The organism is Bacillus sp. SRB_8 (assembly GCF_003264205.1).
Taxonomy (GTDB): Bacteria; Bacillota; Bacilli; order Bacillales; family Bacillaceae_G; genus Bacillus_A; species Bacillus_A mycoides.
Map to the genome: position 1 here is coordinate 55,266 of NZ_NADT01000019.1, position 16,547 is coordinate 71,812.

Sequence of the window (16,547 nt, forward strand, 5' to 3'; positions counted from 1 at the left end):
TCTTACTATACATTGTTAACTACAGTAATCTCATAAACACGTAAAAAAGTAATTAAATGCTCACATGCTCGTTCACATGCTAACATTTTAAAAACCTTTTGTTCTTCTTTCGTTTTGTCATTTGCTTGATCTGAGGCAGCTTTTAAACATAGAAATGGTTTGTTATTTACACGACATACATAAGCAAATGCTGCCACTTCTTGATCAACGGCTAAAGCACCGTAAACAGTATGCAGTAAATACCTCATTTCTGAACTTCGAATACGCTGATCTCCAGATAGAAATGTACCAAAATGGACCGGGTCATACGAACGCAATTTCTTCATTCGTTTTACGAGTGATTTAGTTGTTTCAATAGGTGCTGTTCTACCATCATATAGATTAAAACTATCTTCTCCTGAACCAGCCGCTGTAACATCATGCTGCAAAGTATTAAGAGCTACAACGATGTGTCCATTTTTCACCTTATCTGATAAACTCCCGCAAATCCCTGTCATAAATAACTGGTCTGGCTGGAATTCACTTATTAATAGTTGTACACAACTAGCACAACTTACTTTACCGACACCAGTTACAACTGAAATAACTTCTAATTCATTAATAGAATGAAAATGAAATTCCCAAGCTGCTATTTTTTCTACACGCTCACTTGGATAATGTTGATGCAAATACGTAAGCTCTGGTTCCCATGCAGATACAATTGCGATCCTTTTCATTATACACTTCACTTCCTCCTATTTTCATGTAAATAAGTCATCTATACTCTCTCGTTCATATTCTTGTATCCACTCTTTATACTTCTCATATAAATCCCGTATCTTTTCTTTATTCTTCGCAATTACTTCACATCCTCTATCATCGTAAATAAACATGATAATATCCTTTGTTACATTTATAAAAAATACATCTGGATATGAAATTTCTTTTTTTCGTCCTAAGCGTGGACGTAGGTCAGGGAAATCCTCATGATTAACAGCTTCAATAAGCGGTTCATATTTAATATCTTCTGCAAAACATTGTAAAGAAAATTGATATGTACAATATAAGTCAGCTTCTTCATCTTCAAATAGAAAAGGGAATGTTTCTTGTCTTATATGAAACTTTAAATTCCCCTTTTTAATAAACCTATTGTATACATTTATTTTCTGCGCATTTTTTATATTTTCCTGTTTAAATCGATAAACATTTGTGGCTAAAAAGACGGTATCTTCTTTTGAAAATATATCTTTAAATAGATTTTTATTATACCTATATAGTTGTGTGAAATATTCCATATTATACGTGTTACCATCTTCTTTGAATTGATATTTATCTTTCCCAAAATCAAAATGAAGATGATTTTCCCACTGAAAGTATATGGACGGTACTAATGTAACTCCTGGGAATGTTTGATTCATATATTCTTTTAATTGCATTTTTATACCCTTTCTACTCTACAATTTCTTTTAAATACCAATATGCTTCTTCTAACCACGGGTGTATGACTTTTAATGTATCTTTTCTTTCCCACAAATATGAAATATATACAAAAGCAGCATGTTCTAAAGAGTTTCCTAAAGCTTTTTTTACATTTATTAAATATGGAGGTGTCCCTATTTGATCCCATTCTAATTTATCAGCAACAAATAGTACTAAATCCATCTTCGTTGCATGTTTACGCAAAGTAGTGTGGCAACAGATAGCATTTAAAACTTCTTTATCTTCTACTTTAAATACCTCTTTTGCAATTACTCTCGATAATTTTTGATGAATAATCATTGGAAATTCTCGTTCTTCTTGTAATATTTCTATTCCAAATTTTTCAGCAACTATAATCCGCTCCTCGTTCGGAAAGATTGCACTAATATCATGTAAACACCCTGCAATCGCTGCTTTTTCTTCATCTTCATAAAATATTTTCGCAATTTTTCTCGCCTCATTTGCCACACGAATTGAATGTTTATATGTAAATTCTTTATTGTATTTTAATAGAAAAGCTTTAATATCATTTTCTATTTTTCCAGTTGGAGTAAATGAATATATATCATTATATAACATAGCAAGTCCCCCTTATAACTATCTTTCAGTATAATGTGGAGTTTAAATATCCTTCTTATTTTATATTCGTTATGAATGTTTTAATTCCTTTTTAATACGATACGTGAAATTTAATGTAGAAACATTACTACAAAATACATAAATGTTTGATATTATAGTAATGTTGATTAATTGTAAGGAAGGGAACTAACTATAAAATGAATAAAAACATATTAATTATTGATGATGATAAAGATATTGTAGAATTACTGGCTGTTTATTTACGAAATGAAGGCTATAACATTTATAAAGCTTATGATGGTGATGAAGCATTACAAATGATATGTACATATGAAGTTGACCTTATGCTTTTAGATATTATGATGCCAAAACGAAACGGATTGGAAGTTTGTCAAGAAGTGCGTGAAAATAATACTGTACCTATCCTTATGCTTAGTGCAAAGGCTGAAGATATGGATAAAATTTTAGGACTTATGACCGGCGCAGATGATTATATGATTAAACCGTTTAATCCACTAGAATTAGTGGCTAGAGTGAAAGCTTTATTACGAAGATCCTCTTTCCAAAATGCTACTTCCCAAAAGAATGAAGATGGTATTATTCGTATTCGTTCTGTTGAAATACATAAACATAATCATACTGTTAAAGTAAATGGAGAATATATTAAACTCACCTCTATCGAATTTGATATTTTATATTTACTAGCGAGTAATACTGGAAGAGTATTTAGCTCTGAAGAGATATTCGAACGAGTTTGGAATGAAGACGGTTATGGTTCTAATAAAACGGTAATGGTCCATATTAGTAATTTACGCGATAAACTTGAAACCGTAATGAATGGTGAAAAACTAATTCATACGGTTTGGGGAGTAGGATATAAAATTGAGAAATGAAGCATTTGATATATTAAAAGATATACCAAAGTGGAAGCTTATTTTTTGGCTTTTATTAGCTATCACTCTTACACCAATTACCGAATTAATTATATTTCGCCTCGTAACGAGTGTAATTGAGAGTTCACTTACTCTAAGTGAACTAGGAAAAGAATTCATTAGAATTTTTGGCCATGAAAAATATATTGGATTAAAAGAGTCTTTATGGATGATGATTGTATCTTATTTGTTTTTATTTTCTATTTTCTCATCCTATTTATACATTTTTTATCGTCATGAAAGAAAGGTTTACTATGAAACTTGTATAAAAAAAATGATTGAAGAGATTCGGTATATTGCAAGTGGAAACTTTAATCATAAAGTTTCCATCGTACACCATAATTATTTAGAAGAACTGGCAACTGGGGTCAATCAAATTATTGAGCAATTAAAAGTTTCGATTGATGAAGAAAGACAGGCAGAACAAGCAAAAAGCGAACTTATTACAAATGTATCACATGACTTACGAACCCCTCTTACATCTATAGTTGGATACGTAAATTTAATCCATCATGATAATTATAGAGATGAAGTAGAATTACGATACTATATTCAAGTCATTTACGATAAAGTAACCCGTCTTAATGCATTAATGAATGACTTGTTTGAATATACACGTGTTCAAAATAAAGAGTTAAGTTTATATTCTGCTCCCATTGATATTGTAGAATTGCTTGGACAATTAACTGTCCAATTTCGGATACAGCTTCAAGAAGCTAATATTGAATGTCGCCCTTCTTTCCCATCTCAAAAGCTAATGGTACTAGCTGATGGGGATAAATTAGTACGGGTGTTTGAAAATCTAATCATAAACGCTATTACTTATGGAAATGATGGAGATCATATTGATATTACCGCTTACGAAAGCAATAACATGATTACAATTGATATAACAAATTACGGACAACCTATCCCTAGTACTGATTTACCTCATATTTTTGAACGTTTTTATCGTGTTGAAAAATCACGTTCAACAAACACTGGTGGATCTGGGCTCGGATTAGCAATTGCAAAAAGTATTGTTGAATTGCATAAAGGAACAATTGAAGTATATAGCGATGATAAAAAAACAACTTTCACTGTAAAATTACTCCCTTATAAAGCTTAATACCACATATTTATAGGTTCAATTTTTTATCATATAAGAAATTGAACCTTTTATATTCCATCAATATCCAAAATTTAATAATCCTTTATAATTCTTTAGAAATTCTTTACCTTTTCTTTCTTCCTAATTAAGCATTCCTTTTTACAATAATATTATTGATGTAATAGTAGGAGGATCGCTAATGCAATTCTTAAAAAAAATAACAGTTTTATTATTATCTTTTCTTATTACTGCACTTATCGTTTTATATTTTTATCTTTATGTAAATGGTCCAATTATTCAAGCTAAATCAGTTATTTTAATAGATACTAATTCTGGTGAGATTGTTTATAAAAAAAATGAAGAAACTCCTATACAATCAGCTACTTTATCTAAATTAATGACAGAGTATATCGCACTGGAACAACTGAATGAAGGAAAAATACAGTTAGATGAATTAGTAAAAATAAGTAACGAAGTTTTCCGAGCAGAAACGAGTCCTATACAAGTAACTTCGAAAGATAAAACGACGGTTCGTGATTTACTTCATGCATTGTTTTTGACAGGGAATAATCGTTCCGCACTTGCCCTTGCAGAACACATTGCTGGAAACGAAGATAACTTTACACTTTTAATGAATGACAAAGCAAAACAACTAAAGTTATCACAACCATCCCCGTTTCTAAATGCTACTGGAATTAATAACGATACGAATAAACAATCAACTACAACATCGATAGACGTCGCTAAACTAGCAACACAATTAGTAAAAGACTTTCCAGATGTATTGAATGTTACGAAACTAACCTCTTACCAATTTACCTTCAAAGATTCAAAAGTTTTCAATACAAATAAAATGATATATTCCCTTAATAAAAACATTAAACTCCAAGGTGTTGACGGCTTACAAACTAGTTTTTCAACTAATGGTAATTATAGTTTTGTCAGTACAGCCACACGAGGAGATACTAGACTTATTTCAGTAATATTAGACGCCGGTGATGAAAACAGTACTTTTATTGAAACAAAAAAATTACTTCAGTACGGTTTTGATCCTTCCTCGTACTCTGCACTCCAAGCTTTTAAAGATGCTGTTACATCTTGGACAATATTGTTTCAGTTTAAAAATTTAATCATACAAACGATTATGATCTTTTTCATCATTACAATCTTAATGTTTTTATATATACGTCAAAAAAAAGCCGAGGATTTTAATTAAGAAATCTTCTTATATATAAAAACCGACTTGCGTTTACACTGCAAGTCGGTTTCTAAATCTACAATCCTCTTCCAACTAAATTCGCTGAAACGGGCTGAAGATTTAATTCTCTTGCCCATATTGATAGCTGACCTATATGATGAATTTCATGTACAATTACATGCCTTAAAACTTCACCGTATTTATATGATTTATCTGTCCATGAAGCTTTCAATATTTTTGATTCGAAGTCGCCAGACCATAACTGCAAAAAGCTTTCTAATTCTCGTCTATATAAATCAGATAATGACTTGTACATATCGTTTTATACATTTAACCATTCACAATCACTTCTCTTCGATTAAGTTCCTCTATTATTTGATCAATTATGTCACTTATAGATAAAGATCCATCCAATACAATATCCGAATTCGGCTTAACAGTATGAATTGCCTCTAAATAAGCTTTTCTCGTATGTGTCATGTAATGTTTCAAATTATTATGTATTTCACTCATTGTATCTTCTTTAAAATCTCTCAAAATTCTTCTAGCCATCGCAATATCTAAAGGTGTATCGATAAATATAGTTACATCAATGAATTGTCCCACTTCTCTATTTAAGTATGCAAAAGGATAATCTACAATAATATAATCTAAACTACTATCTTGTATAGAACGCTGAATATCATTCATTAGCGGTGTAAGTACCCATTCATCGTAATTAGCTCCATCATCAATCCATTTGCAAATATCAACCGGACAGTTATCAAATTTATATCTATCAAAATATAGAGCCTTTGATTTTTTCAACTCATGAGCTAAACTTTCTGTAATGGTAGTTTTACCGCCCCCTGAAACAGCTGCAATTGAAATTATTTTTGTTTTTTTATTCACGATTCCCACCAAACCCCTTTTGTTAACATAATATAATTATAAAATACTATTATTTATTGTTCCATTCATATTCTAACATACTCATTTCCCATAAATTCCAATAGGTTTCTCCTACTCTTTTTGACTCTCTTAATAAACCTTCTTTTACAAAACCTATTTTTTCGTAACAAGAAATAGCTGACTTATTAAAGTCATAAACACCAAGAGTTACTCTATGTAGTTTTAATTCATCAAAAGCAATACAAAGTACGGCTTTCATCATATGTTTCCCTATAGAACGCCCTCTCATTTTCGTATTACCAACTAGCACTTTTCCAATTCTAGCAGACTTATTTATATTATCTATTTGTCCAAGAGAAATATGACCAATAACTGCTTTAGTCTCTTCATCCATTATTTTGAATGCCAGTGTGTTTGCACATTCTGTATATTTCTCTAATTGCTGTTCATTTAAAGGATATGTGAATGCATTTCCCGACCATTGTATTAAAAATTCTTCGGAATTAATCCAATTTATTAATTGTTTGAAATCAGTTCTTGTAAATTGTTTCAGCTTGATCACTCTCATTCTCCTTTCACACAACCTTTTATACACCTTCAAATTTATTTCTATATGAAAAATATATTCCCTTTTAAACAAAATAAAAAGCCATTCATAAGAATGGCTTAGCATCAATAAAGCATAATTAATCTTTATTTGCTACGTCAACACCGTTAAAATCAAACTCATCAGTAACAGTTGTAGCAGGTGGTAAAATTGCTTCAATTTTACAAAGAGATATAATTGCTGCAACTGAACCAGGAATAGCAGCTAGCTTAACAACATCGCAAGTTACCGAAGAAACAGTACCTATATAAGTACGTCCTTCAGTGTTAATTCGCACTGTTTTATTAATTAATTTTTTAAGCTCATCTCTAATTCCTTGTACACAAGAGTTGTCACATTTCTCATTCTTTTCCTTTTTACACTCTTCAAAAATGTCCCAACAATCATCATGCTTACACGTACATTTCTTTCTACAATTATTAAATCGAGAACCCAAAACCTCACCCCCTAATCCTTTCTACTAGTAAAGTATGTCCAATAGCTTAAAAGTGTACGAGACAAAAGCATAGAAACAAAAAAACAAACACTTGTACTAAACCTTCTTATTTATACTTTTAATAAGCCGGCTCCTTGAATAGGGACCACCTTTTCCTATTACTTCACATATACATAGGCTTTGTTCGCAGTGATATGGTGTATTTTTCCTTTACCATTGTGAAATATACATTCAGAAAAGCGTACTCCAAAATAAGATATTATTTAAAATCTTAACGTTTCCTTCAACAAGTGTTTGTTGATTAATATCATAACCAGTAGTTCTCTCAACTATCTCTTGAAAATTAGCATAGTTTGTATGAATTCTATATCTAGTAGAAAGCACTCTATCATATAAAGGTAAAATAATAGGTTAATAAACAAGCCATTCTTTTACTAAAATATAGAATAGTATGAATCCTATTGAAGGGAGGTATAAAAGAATGTCCTGGAAAAATGATTGCTGGAGTTCTAAGAAAAAGCATTGTTGTGATGACTGGTGGAAATCTAAAGAAAAGAATCATTGTGATGATGATTGGAGTTCTAAGGAAAAGCATTGTAATGATGATTGGTGGAAATCTAAAGAAAAGAATCATTGTGATGATGATTGGAGTTCTAAACGAAATAAGTGTCGTTGTAAATGTTTCTTTATTTGTTGTCATTGTAAAAGAAAAAATTGGTAATATTTTCAATATCGACTTAAAAGAGAGAACATGTCTTTTGTGACCGATAAATACTAGAATGTAATATACAAAAAGCTGACTAAGTATAGTCAGCTTTTTGTCAATGAACACGTAGAGATTTATTTTAATATAGTTCTTATTAGAAAAGGATTATTTTATATAGATTACTATAAGCATCCATAAAGCCAAGGCGCCAATGATAGCGAGCGCTATACGTGTAGATAGTACCCTTAATTCAAAGTCTGTTTTCTTGGAGGGTTCAGGATATGCAATTATGTAGATTCCCTTTAATAATGTAAGCCATGCAATAACCGTTAGGAACCCCTGCCAGTTGAATACCCATACATTATGTAGGATTACACTACCTAACCCTAGAAAAATCGATAGAAAACCATACATAATACCAAATCCTCTGTCTTCAACCACTAATTTTTTCAATTCACGTAGTACCGATGGACGTACGAAAAGTATTCCCGATACGATAACCGTTATCCATCCCCAAAACAATCCTAAAAAAGTACTAGTTTCCATTATTAGTTCACTCCCCTCAATTATTTATATTTCAGATATACCCCCTTTAGAACAATTCCAACATCTTTATATATAGGCTAAATTCTGCTCTTTTTTAATACAAACATGGCATATTCTATGCCCATCCTTAATCACCTCATTTCTCTACAAAATGAAATTTTTATATCATTCTTCATCATCATCTATCCGAATCAACCGAAGTCGCTTTGTACTATTACCGCACACTTTTTCATAGCTTGGAGCTAACATGTGCCAAAGCCAATATAATGATTTATTCGCCTTTTCACTAACCTCTAAAATTGTCCCCTCTGTAATAAAATAATCACCTTGATACAATGTATACTCGCTTGTCCCATGGAATCATCATTATTCCCCTCCCTATTAAAATAGCGTTTTTGTTTCAAATAATGCTCTCATTAATTTGGACGCATTTACCAGTATATTTACCAAAAAATTCATGATATCGTTAACTAGTCGAGTACGTCATTACTTGACGATTACCCTTAGGAGCCCCGCAGACAATCGGGGTTCCTTTTATTTAAATGAGGATTTTGTTTAAACTTTACAAAACTCACCTATATTAAACTATCTTCTAAAATTCCCATTGAACATTTATAATACTTTTAAACAGTTTAAATTCTACAATCAGTAATGGAGGCATTTTAATGGGAAACATCCCAAAAATATCATCACAACAATCAAATCCTAAGATACCCTCACTGCAAGTGAACCCTAACACCCAACAAGGTAATAATAAAAAAACAAGACGCCGTATTATAACTACTTTGGCTTTTATATTACCTATAATTTTTGTCCTTCAATATTCTCTTAATAACCAACAAGAAATGATTAAAGAAAAACAAATCACGGTTAATACGGAGCAACAAAAATTATCTTCTTTAAAGAAGGATGGTCATACCCTTAAAAATGATGTTAAAGTTTTAACAGGTAGTGAAGAAGAAGTTTTAAAATTCGCAAGGAAGCTGTATGGATTTTCCAAACCGAATGAAACTATATTTCAAATAACTGAATAAAATTACACTGTATTATCCAAAAGGCGATATGAAGATAATCGCCTTTTTATATTTAATTTCTAAAGTAATCATACTAATCTCTCTTTCTATCAAATAACTATTTTGTTTAATTTATTAAAATACAACCGCTTGTCCATTTCACTTTGCTCTATCATTACATTTACTATTAGTAATACGATTTTTAGAGGTAATATATAATGGACGAGTTTTTATCTTTTGCTGCACTTAATCCGGGTTCTATTGGACCTACACTTCCACCTGTTCCACCCTTTCAATTCCCTACCGGATCAACCGGACCAACCGGATTTAATCTTCCTGCTGGGCCTGCATCTATTACCTTGACTTCTAACGAAACCACAGCATGTGTATCCACTCAAGGAAATAATACTTTATTTTTTTCGGGTCAAGTATTAGTAAACGGTAGTCCTACTCCAGGAGTAGTGGTCAGTTTTTCATTTAGTAACCCTTCTCTTGCTTTCATGGTTCCTCTTGCTGTCATTACCAATGCTTTAGGTAACTTTACCGCTGTATTTCTAGCCGCTAATGGGCCTGGAACAGTAACCGTTACTGCTTCACTTCTTGATTCTCCTGGAACAATGGCTAGCGTCACTATTACCATTGTGAATTGTCCGTAATGGTTTTATTTTTAAGTACTAAGTAATTTTTGATAAGATGAGCACTGATTTACAGTGCTCTTTTTTATCATTGGGATGTTCCTTTCAAATGAAATTTCGTAACACCCTACTAAAATAACGCTTTTATTAAGAACTAATGATCTTTATATTTCTTAAGCTTGTCAGCACAAGTAATTTTTATAATTAGTTAAATTCTCAATATAGTTTGTGTATATAATTCCATTCAAAGATACATAATACCCACGTAACTATTTAAAAATACTTTGTTTTTATATCTAAGTTCAAAAAGGAGCTACATAACATGGATAAAAAAGATTTATTAAGTCAACAACTTGATCCTGTGTCATTAGATGCGCTGAATACCCCTAGTAAGGCCCAAGAACAACTGCAAGAAACATCTCAGGAGGCACATAATTCAAACAAAAAGGACAGTACTCAAGCTTTACATGGCGAAGATTTACCAATTTCAGATGTATATAGAACAACGAACAAACAGTAAATTTAAAAGGGAAAAAATCTTAAGAACGAGTGAACTTAATTCTTTTCCCTTTTCCTATTTAAATAAGACTTTTATATGAAACCCGTACACATTTTTGACACATCCACTATCACAATCTCCTGAAAATTCGTGATAATATTAATTTGTCGGATACGCCAAATTTCGACATTGAACGACAATAATATCTCCCTTATTGAATCCCTGTCCCCCAGGGATTTCTCCTTTTATTCATTACTTTTTTCTTCACTAAATTTTCATTCTTAACAAAATTCATTCACTCCATTGAATAGACAGCCACAGTATCCTATTTTGATAAAAACTAAAAACAAACAGACATACTTAACACTAATAGTAGATTTTTTAACTTCAAATTTACTTTTTCTCTCTTATCTTTTTGTAAACATTAAAAATGAGCTCTATTTACATAGAGCTCATTCGTAATTTTATAGTTTGCTAGACTGTAGTCCTTGAATAAAGGGTACCACTTCAGGATTTACAAGTGACGATAAATCTCCTAATTCTTTTCCTAAGTAAGCAGCTTTTATGACACGTCGCATTACTTTAGAATTTCGTGTTTTTGGTAAATCTTCTACAACGTGGATGTCTTTTGGACATAAAGCTTTACCAATATGAGAGTTTACTAAACTCATTAATTCTTTCTTTAATTCTGCTGTAAATATTACACCGTCTCGTAATACTACAAAGCAATGACAAACCTCACCTTTAACATCGTCAGGTACACCAATTGCAGCTGCTTCTATTACATTATTATGTTTCACAAGAATAGATTCATATTCAGCAGGTCCAATACGTTTTCCAGCAATGTTTAACGTATCATCTGAACGGCCTGTAATGATATATTGTTCACCGTCATAAATGACCCAGTCACCATGAACCCACTTATTTTCAAAACGTGACCAGTAAGTGTTTACATAACGCTCATCATCTTCCCAGAAACTTTTCGTCATACCTACCCAAGGTTTTTCTAAACATAATTCTCCGACTTCATCTCGAATTGGTTTACCTTGATCATCAAGTACAACCGCTGCCATTCCTGGTAAAGATGCGTTAAAACTAATCGGTGCGATCGGCTTAATTAGGACATTCCCGAAAATCCCACCTGAAATTTCAGTTCCACCTGAATAGTTACAAATTGGTACTTTACCTTTACCAACTGTATTAAATAACCACATCCATGGGTCTGGATTCCAAGGTTCTCCTGTTGATGCGAATACTTCTAAACTCTTTAACGAGTGTTTATTTACATATTCATCACCTTTTGCCATTAATGCACGGATTAATGTTGGTGAAATACCGAGATGAGTAATTTTATATTTATCGACTGTCTCCCATAAGCGGTCTGCTTCTGGAAAGTCTGGGACACCTTCATACATAACCATTGTTGCGCCATTAATTAAAGAGCCGAATAGTAAAAATGGTCCCATCATCCAGCCCATATCAGTTACCCATAATACTCGGTCGCCTTGTTTTATATTCATTCCAAATCCTGCATCAAATGCAGATTTTAGCGGGAAACCAGCATGTGTGTGTACTGTCCCCTTCGGCTTACCAGTTGTTCCGGATGTATATATAAGCATTAATGGATCATCACTGTTCATTTCTTCAGCATGTATAAATGGTTTTTCTTTTTCTAACGTACTCCATGAAAAATCATAATTATGCGGTGTAAAATCATTTCCTGCATGACGAACAATTACCACCTTTTCAACAGTTGGACAATGTTCACAAGCTTTATCTACTTCATCTTTTAATGAAACAATTTTCCCACGGCGTGAAAAGCCATCTGCGGTAATAACCATTTTTGAACCAGCTGCTTGTACACGTGTCATTACTGCATCAGCAGCAAAACCTGAGAATATTGGTGAAATAATCGCTCCAATTTTCATTACCGCTAACATAGCAACAACTGTTTCAGGAATCATTGGCATGTAAATTGTTACACGATCACCTTTTTCAATACCAGCATGTTTCAAACCGTTGGCAACACGGCTTACCCAGCTGTCAAGCTCTTCATATGTAAATGATTTCGAAGTTCCGTTTTCCCCTTCATACATAAGTGCTGCTTGTGTTTTCGTTTTATCGTCTGCAAGCCAGCGAGATAAAGCAGATTCTACAACGTTACAAGTTCCCTCAGTATACCACTGTGCAAACGGTGTACCATTTTCTAAATCTAACACTTCTGTATATGGTTTCATCCACTGATAGCCAACTGCTCTCTCAGCTTCTCCCCAAAACCAAGCTGTTTCTTCAATTGACTTATTATAAAAAGCTTCGTAATCTTCATAGCCTAATGAATTCATCCAACCAAATAAACGCGTTTTTTCTTTATATTCTTCTGTTGGAAACCAAACTGCTTGTTTCAATGTTTTCCCCTCCTTGATTTTTTGAGCAAGAAAGCCCTAAATAGGGCTTTTAAACTGGATATACAGGATGTTTACGATCCGTGAATACTTGATATTTACTCATATACATTTCGAATCGTCCTTTTAACTCTTCACGTAAATTGTTTGGATGAACAATACCATCAATCACCATCTCAGATGCTAAACGGTAAATATCAATATCTTTCTTATACTCTTCTCGTTTTTCAGCAATAAAGCTTGCACGCTCTTCTTCTGGTAAAGCTGCAATCTTATTTGCATATACAGCATTGACCGCTGCTTCTGGACCCATTACTGCAATAGAAGCTGTTGGTAATGCTAAGCAGCAATCTGGTTCAAACGCTGGACCTGCCATTGCATATAAGCCAGCTCCATATGCTTTTCGAACGACGATAGAAATTTTCGGTACAGTTGCTTCACTCATTGCAGAGATCATTTTTGCACCGTGACGAATAATTCCGGCACGTTCTACTTTTGTACCAATCATAAATCCAGGTACATCTGCAAGGAATAATAATGGAATATGGTATGCATCGCATAAATTTATAAACTTCGCTGCTTTATCAGCTGAATCGTGGAATAATACGCCGCCCTTCATACGCGGCTGATTTGCAATAACGCCAATTGGCTTACCATCAATACGTGCTAAACCTGTAATTAGTTCTTGAGCAAATAATTTTTTCACTTCAAAGAAAGAACCTTCATCAATAATTCTGTTAATGAGATCTTTCATATTGAAAGGAGCATTTTGATTTTCTGGAATGATTTCTTCTAACGTTTTATCGAACTGTTTCGGTTCTTGAGGTGTAATCAAAGGAGTTTTTTCTAAATAGTTACTTGGAAAATAAGAAATATATTGTCTTGCTTGCGTAATTGCATCTTCTTCTGTTTTACATAAAACATCTCCGCATCCTGATACTGAGCAATGCATACGTGCTCCGCCCATTTCTTCTAAAGTTACCTTCTCACCGATAACCATTTCAGCCATACGCGGAGACCCTAAATACATAGAAGCATTTCCTTCAACCATCATAACAACGTCACAAAATGCTGGAATATACGCACCACCAGCTGCTGAAGGTCCAAATAATAAACAAATTTGTGGCACTTTACCAGATAATTTCACTTGGTTATAAAAGATTCTTCCCGCACCACGGCGTCCAGGGAACATTTCAACTTGATCTGTAATACGTGCCCCAGCGGAGTCAACTAAATAAAATAACGGCACACGTAATTTCTCAGCCGTTTCTTGAATACGTAAAATCTTTTCAACTGTACGTGCTCCCCATGATCCAGCCTTAACAGTTGAATCATTTGCCATTACGCACGCAGTGCGACCATGTATTTTACCAGTTGCAGTTACAACGCCGTCAGCTGGTAACCCGGTTTGTTCACAATTTGCAAATAATGCATCTTCCACATATTCACCATTATCGAATAAAAGAGCTAAACGATCTCGAACAAAAAGTTTTCCTTTTGCTTTGTTTTGTTCATGATATTTCGGTGCCCCGCCTTGCTTAATTGTTTCAACTCGTTCTTCAAATGAATTAGATTGTTGTTTTTGATCTAACATATTTACTCCCCCTTATACATTGGTTTGCGTTTTTCCTTGAATGCCTGTAATCCTTCTAATCTATCTTTCGTATGGATTACGCCCTCATACGCCTGTTTTTCCATTTGTAATCCGGTATGTAAATCTACTTGAATACCATTTGAAATTGCTTCTTTTGCTAATCGAACAGCAATTGGACCATTTTTAGCAATTCGATCTGCAATTTCAATTGCTTTCTCTTCTAGTAAATCAGCTGGTACTACGAATTCTACTAAACCATATTCTTTCGCTTCTTGCGCCGAAATACGTCTTCCTGTATAAATTAATTCTTTTGCTCTACCGACTCCAATTAATCTCGGTAAACGCTGCGTACCACCTGCTCCAGGTATAATTGCAAGAGAAGTTTCAGTAAGACCTAGACTTGCAGTGTCAGAAGCAATTCTAAAATCACAAGCTAAGCTTAATTCAGTACCTCCACCAAGTGCGATTCCATTAATAGCAGCAATAACTGGTTGTGGTAATTGTTCCACCATCTCCATAGTAGAACGAATCATACCCACAGCATGGCGAACTTGTTCTTCACTCATGTTGGCACGCTCTTTTAGATCAGCACCAGCGCAAAATGCTTTTTCGCCATCCCCTGTTAAAATAACAACGCGCGTATTTGATTCTTCGTTTATTTGAGTTAATATGGTTTGTAATTCTTCTAATAATGCCAAAGATAATGAGTTTGCTTGTCTTTCACGATTTAACGAAATCTTTACAACGTGCGGTGTAACATAGTCAACTGAAATGTTTTGTAATTGTAGCATCTTCTCACCTACTTATCGTTTTATGTTGAAGCGCTCTATACACATGACTCGGTAATTGGATATTCAACTTACTTTGAATAAACTGACTAGCTCTCAATAACTTTTCTTCATCAATATTAGTTTGGACTCCCAGCTTATGGAGCATATGCACTAAGTCATCAGTAGCAACATTACCCGATGCTCCTGGTGCATAAGGACATCCTCCGAGTCCACCACAAGAACTATCAAACGTTGTAATACCATATTCTAAAGACTTAACTACATTCGCCAGAGCCATTCCATACGTATTATGAAAATGCATTGCAAACTGCGAAGCATCATACTTCTTTAATAGATGTTCTAATACTTGTTCTACTTGTAATGGATTCGCTACACCAATCGTGTCACCGAGAGAAACTTCATAAATGCCGTATGAAAATAGTTGATTACATATTTCGTCAACTGCTGTGGCACTTATATCCCCTTCATAAGGACATCCAAATACAGTAGAAACATAGCCTCTTACCTTTTTACCTTCGAACGTTGCCTGTTTTGTTATATCTTCAATTACAGCTAATGCTTCTTTAATAGATTTATTAATATTACTTTTATTATGAGATTCACTTGCTGATAAAAAAACATTCACCTCATCTACATTTTGCAAAAAAGCTCGTTCCAAACCATTTTGATTTGGAACAAGCGCTGCATATGTAACATTTGGATCCCTTTTTAGCTCAGAAAACACATCACTTGCATCTGCTAATGCAGGAACCCATTTAGGGTGAACGAATGAGGAAACTTCAACGTACGACAATCCCGCTTCTGTAAGTAGTTGAATCCATTTTACTTTATCTTTTGTGCCAACAATCTTTTTTTCATTCTGTAAGCCATCACGTGGCCCGACTTCTTTAATGACAGCAAAATTAGGTAGTTTCAATTCGCTTCCCCCTATATCTCCCTATTCAATTTCTAGTAATACATCTCCTTCATTTACAAAATCGCCTTCTTGTACGTTAATTTTCATAACAGTTCCGGCTTCTTCTGAAACGATTGGAATTTCCATTTTCATAGATTCCAAAATGACGACATCCTGCTCTTCCTCTACTGTATCTCCTACTCCTACAACAATTTTCCAAACATTTCCTGCCATCGATGCATATACTTTCGTCATCATTTTTTCCCCCTTAATAT

At 33.4% G+C, this 16,547-nt stretch carries 20 protein-coding genes and 1 pseudogene; 7 read left to right on the forward strand and 14 right to left on the reverse strand.

Annotation, left to right across the window (positions count from 1 at the left end; translation table 11 throughout):
- Positions 1–5: 5 nt before the first annotated feature.
- From mtnN to yqeK, 3 genes are read right to left on the reverse strand one after another with little or no spacing between them, the layout of a single operon-like run.
- Positions 6–716 carry a 5'-methylthioadenosine/S-adenosylhomocysteine nucleosidase gene (gene mtnN / locus B5P40_RS15795; protein ID WP_002032255.1) on the reverse strand — a complete coding sequence of 237 codons (711 nt, stop codon included), beginning with the start codon at positions 714–716 and terminating at the stop codon, positions 6–8.
- A gap of 24 nt (positions 717–740) precedes the next feature.
- The gene (locus B5P40_RS15800; protein ID WP_113709426.1) at positions 741–1,415 is read right to left on the reverse strand and encodes a DUF3885 domain-containing protein; all 675 of its coding nucleotides are present in this window, start codon (positions 1,413–1,415) and stop codon (positions 741–743) included.
- 13 nt (positions 1,416–1,428) lie between these two features.
- A complete protein-coding gene (gene yqeK, locus B5P40_RS15805; RefSeq protein WP_085311257.1) occupies positions 1,429–2,037 on the reverse strand; it encodes a bis(5'-nucleosyl)-tetraphosphatase (symmetrical) YqeK in 609 nt (202 codons plus the stop codon).
- A gap of 197 nt (positions 2,038–2,234) precedes the next feature.
- Here yqeK and B5P40_RS15810 point away from each other — a divergent pair, with 197 nt between their 5' ends.
- From B5P40_RS15810 to B5P40_RS15820, 3 genes are all read left to right on the forward strand, one after another.
- On the forward strand, positions 2,235–2,930 hold the full coding sequence (locus B5P40_RS15810) for a response regulator transcription factor (protein WP_002016575.1): 696 nt from the start codon (positions 2,235–2,237) through the stop codon (positions 2,928–2,930).
- Positions 2,920–4,077, forward strand: a complete 1,158-nt coding sequence (locus B5P40_RS15815) for a sensor histidine kinase (protein WP_002085430.1) — start codon at positions 2,920–2,922, stop codon at positions 4,075–4,077. Before B5P40_RS15810 ends, B5P40_RS15815 begins: the two co-directional genes overlap by 11 nt.
- Positions 4,078–4,258: 181 nt before the next feature.
- Positions 4,259–5,275 carry a D-alanyl-D-alanine carboxypeptidase family protein gene (locus B5P40_RS15820; RefSeq protein ID WP_113709427.1) on the forward strand — a complete coding sequence of 339 codons (1,017 nt, stop codon included), beginning with the start codon at positions 4,259–4,261 and terminating at the stop codon, positions 5,273–5,275.
- A gap of 58 nt (positions 5,276–5,333) precedes the next feature.
- On the opposite strand, the pseudogene B5P40_RS15825 reads toward B5P40_RS15820, so the two are convergent.
- The 4 genes and pseudogenes from B5P40_RS15825 to B5P40_RS15840 all read right to left on the reverse strand — a co-directional run.
- Positions 5,334–5,567: pseudogene (locus B5P40_RS15825) on the reverse strand (DinB family protein); the annotation flags it as partial.
- Between the two features lie 20 nt (positions 5,568–5,587).
- Complete coding sequence (locus tag B5P40_RS15830; protein ID WP_113709571.1) at positions 5,588–6,148, reverse strand: nucleoside/nucleotide kinase family protein; 561 nt, start codon at positions 6,146–6,148, stop codon at positions 5,588–5,590.
- 49 nt (positions 6,149–6,197) lie between these two features.
- Complete coding sequence (locus B5P40_RS15835) at positions 6,198–6,710, reverse strand: GNAT family N-acetyltransferase (RefSeq protein WP_002165757.1); 513 nt, start codon at positions 6,708–6,710, stop codon at positions 6,198–6,200.
- A 124-nt stretch (positions 6,711–6,834) separates the two neighbouring features.
- The gene (locus tag B5P40_RS15840; protein ID WP_113709428.1) at positions 6,835–7,191 is read right to left on the reverse strand and encodes a hypothetical protein; all 357 of its coding nucleotides are present in this window, start codon (positions 7,189–7,191) and stop codon (positions 6,835–6,837) included.
- Positions 7,192–7,652: 461 nt separating this feature from the next.
- Here B5P40_RS15840 and B5P40_RS15845 point away from each other — a divergent pair, with 461 nt between their 5' ends.
- The gene (locus tag B5P40_RS15845; protein WP_172798757.1) at positions 7,653–7,955 is read left to right on the forward strand and encodes a hypothetical protein; all 303 of its coding nucleotides are present in this window, start codon (positions 7,653–7,655) and stop codon (positions 7,953–7,955) included.
- A 107-nt stretch (positions 7,956–8,062) separates the two neighbouring features.
- Here B5P40_RS15845 and B5P40_RS15850 read toward each other — a convergent pair whose 3' ends face one another.
- Both B5P40_RS15850 and B5P40_RS32800 read right to left on the reverse strand, forming a co-directional pair.
- Complete coding sequence (locus tag B5P40_RS15850) at positions 8,063–8,443, reverse strand: hypothetical protein (RefSeq protein ID WP_113709429.1); 381 nt, start codon at positions 8,441–8,443, stop codon at positions 8,063–8,065.
- 165 nt (positions 8,444–8,608) lie between these two features.
- Entirely contained in the window at positions 8,609–8,779 is a 171-nt protein-coding gene (locus B5P40_RS32800; protein ID WP_181462945.1) for a hypothetical protein, read from the reverse strand.
- A 329-nt stretch (positions 8,780–9,108) separates the two neighbouring features.
- On the opposite strand from B5P40_RS32800, the gene B5P40_RS15855 reads away from it, so the two are divergent.
- From B5P40_RS15855 to B5P40_RS15865, 3 genes are all read left to right on the forward strand, one after another.
- Positions 9,109–9,477, forward strand: a complete 369-nt coding sequence (locus tag B5P40_RS15855) for an FtsB family cell division protein (protein ID WP_113709430.1) — start codon at positions 9,109–9,111, stop codon at positions 9,475–9,477.
- Positions 9,478–9,674: 197 nt separating this feature from the next.
- Entirely contained in the window at positions 9,675–10,112 is a 438-nt protein-coding gene (locus B5P40_RS34025) for an exosporium leader peptide-containing protein (RefSeq protein WP_113709431.1), read from the forward strand.
- 301 nt (positions 10,113–10,413) lie between these two features.
- Entirely contained in the window at positions 10,414–10,611 is a 198-nt protein-coding gene (locus B5P40_RS15865) for a hypothetical protein (protein ID WP_002017016.1), read from the forward strand.
- A gap of 443 nt (positions 10,612–11,054) precedes the next feature.
- Here B5P40_RS15865 and B5P40_RS15870 read toward each other — a convergent pair whose 3' ends face one another.
- From B5P40_RS15870 to B5P40_RS15890, 5 genes are read right to left on the reverse strand one after another with little or no spacing between them, the layout of a single operon-like run.
- On the reverse strand, positions 11,055–12,995 hold the full coding sequence (locus B5P40_RS15870; RefSeq protein ID WP_113709432.1) for an AMP-binding protein: 1,941 nt from the start codon (positions 12,993–12,995) through the stop codon (positions 11,055–11,057).
- A 49-nt stretch (positions 12,996–13,044) separates the two neighbouring features.
- A complete protein-coding gene (locus B5P40_RS15875) occupies positions 13,045–14,586 on the reverse strand; it encodes an acyl-CoA carboxylase subunit beta (protein ID WP_113709433.1) in 1,542 nt (513 codons plus the stop codon).
- 2 nt (positions 14,587–14,588) lie between these two features.
- Complete coding sequence (locus B5P40_RS15880) at positions 14,589–15,377, reverse strand: enoyl-CoA hydratase (protein WP_002017012.1); 789 nt, start codon at positions 15,375–15,377, stop codon at positions 14,589–14,591.
- A 4-nt stretch (positions 15,378–15,381) separates the two neighbouring features.
- On the reverse strand, positions 15,382–16,293 hold the full coding sequence (gene mvaB, locus B5P40_RS15885; protein WP_002017011.1) for a hydroxymethylglutaryl-CoA lyase: 912 nt from the start codon (positions 16,291–16,293) through the stop codon (positions 15,382–15,384).
- Between the two features lie 21 nt (positions 16,294–16,314).
- Complete coding sequence (locus tag B5P40_RS15890) at positions 16,315–16,530, reverse strand: acetyl-CoA carboxylase biotin carboxyl carrier protein subunit (protein WP_001985297.1); 216 nt, start codon at positions 16,528–16,530, stop codon at positions 16,315–16,317.
- Positions 16,531–16,547: the final 17 nt, after the last annotated feature.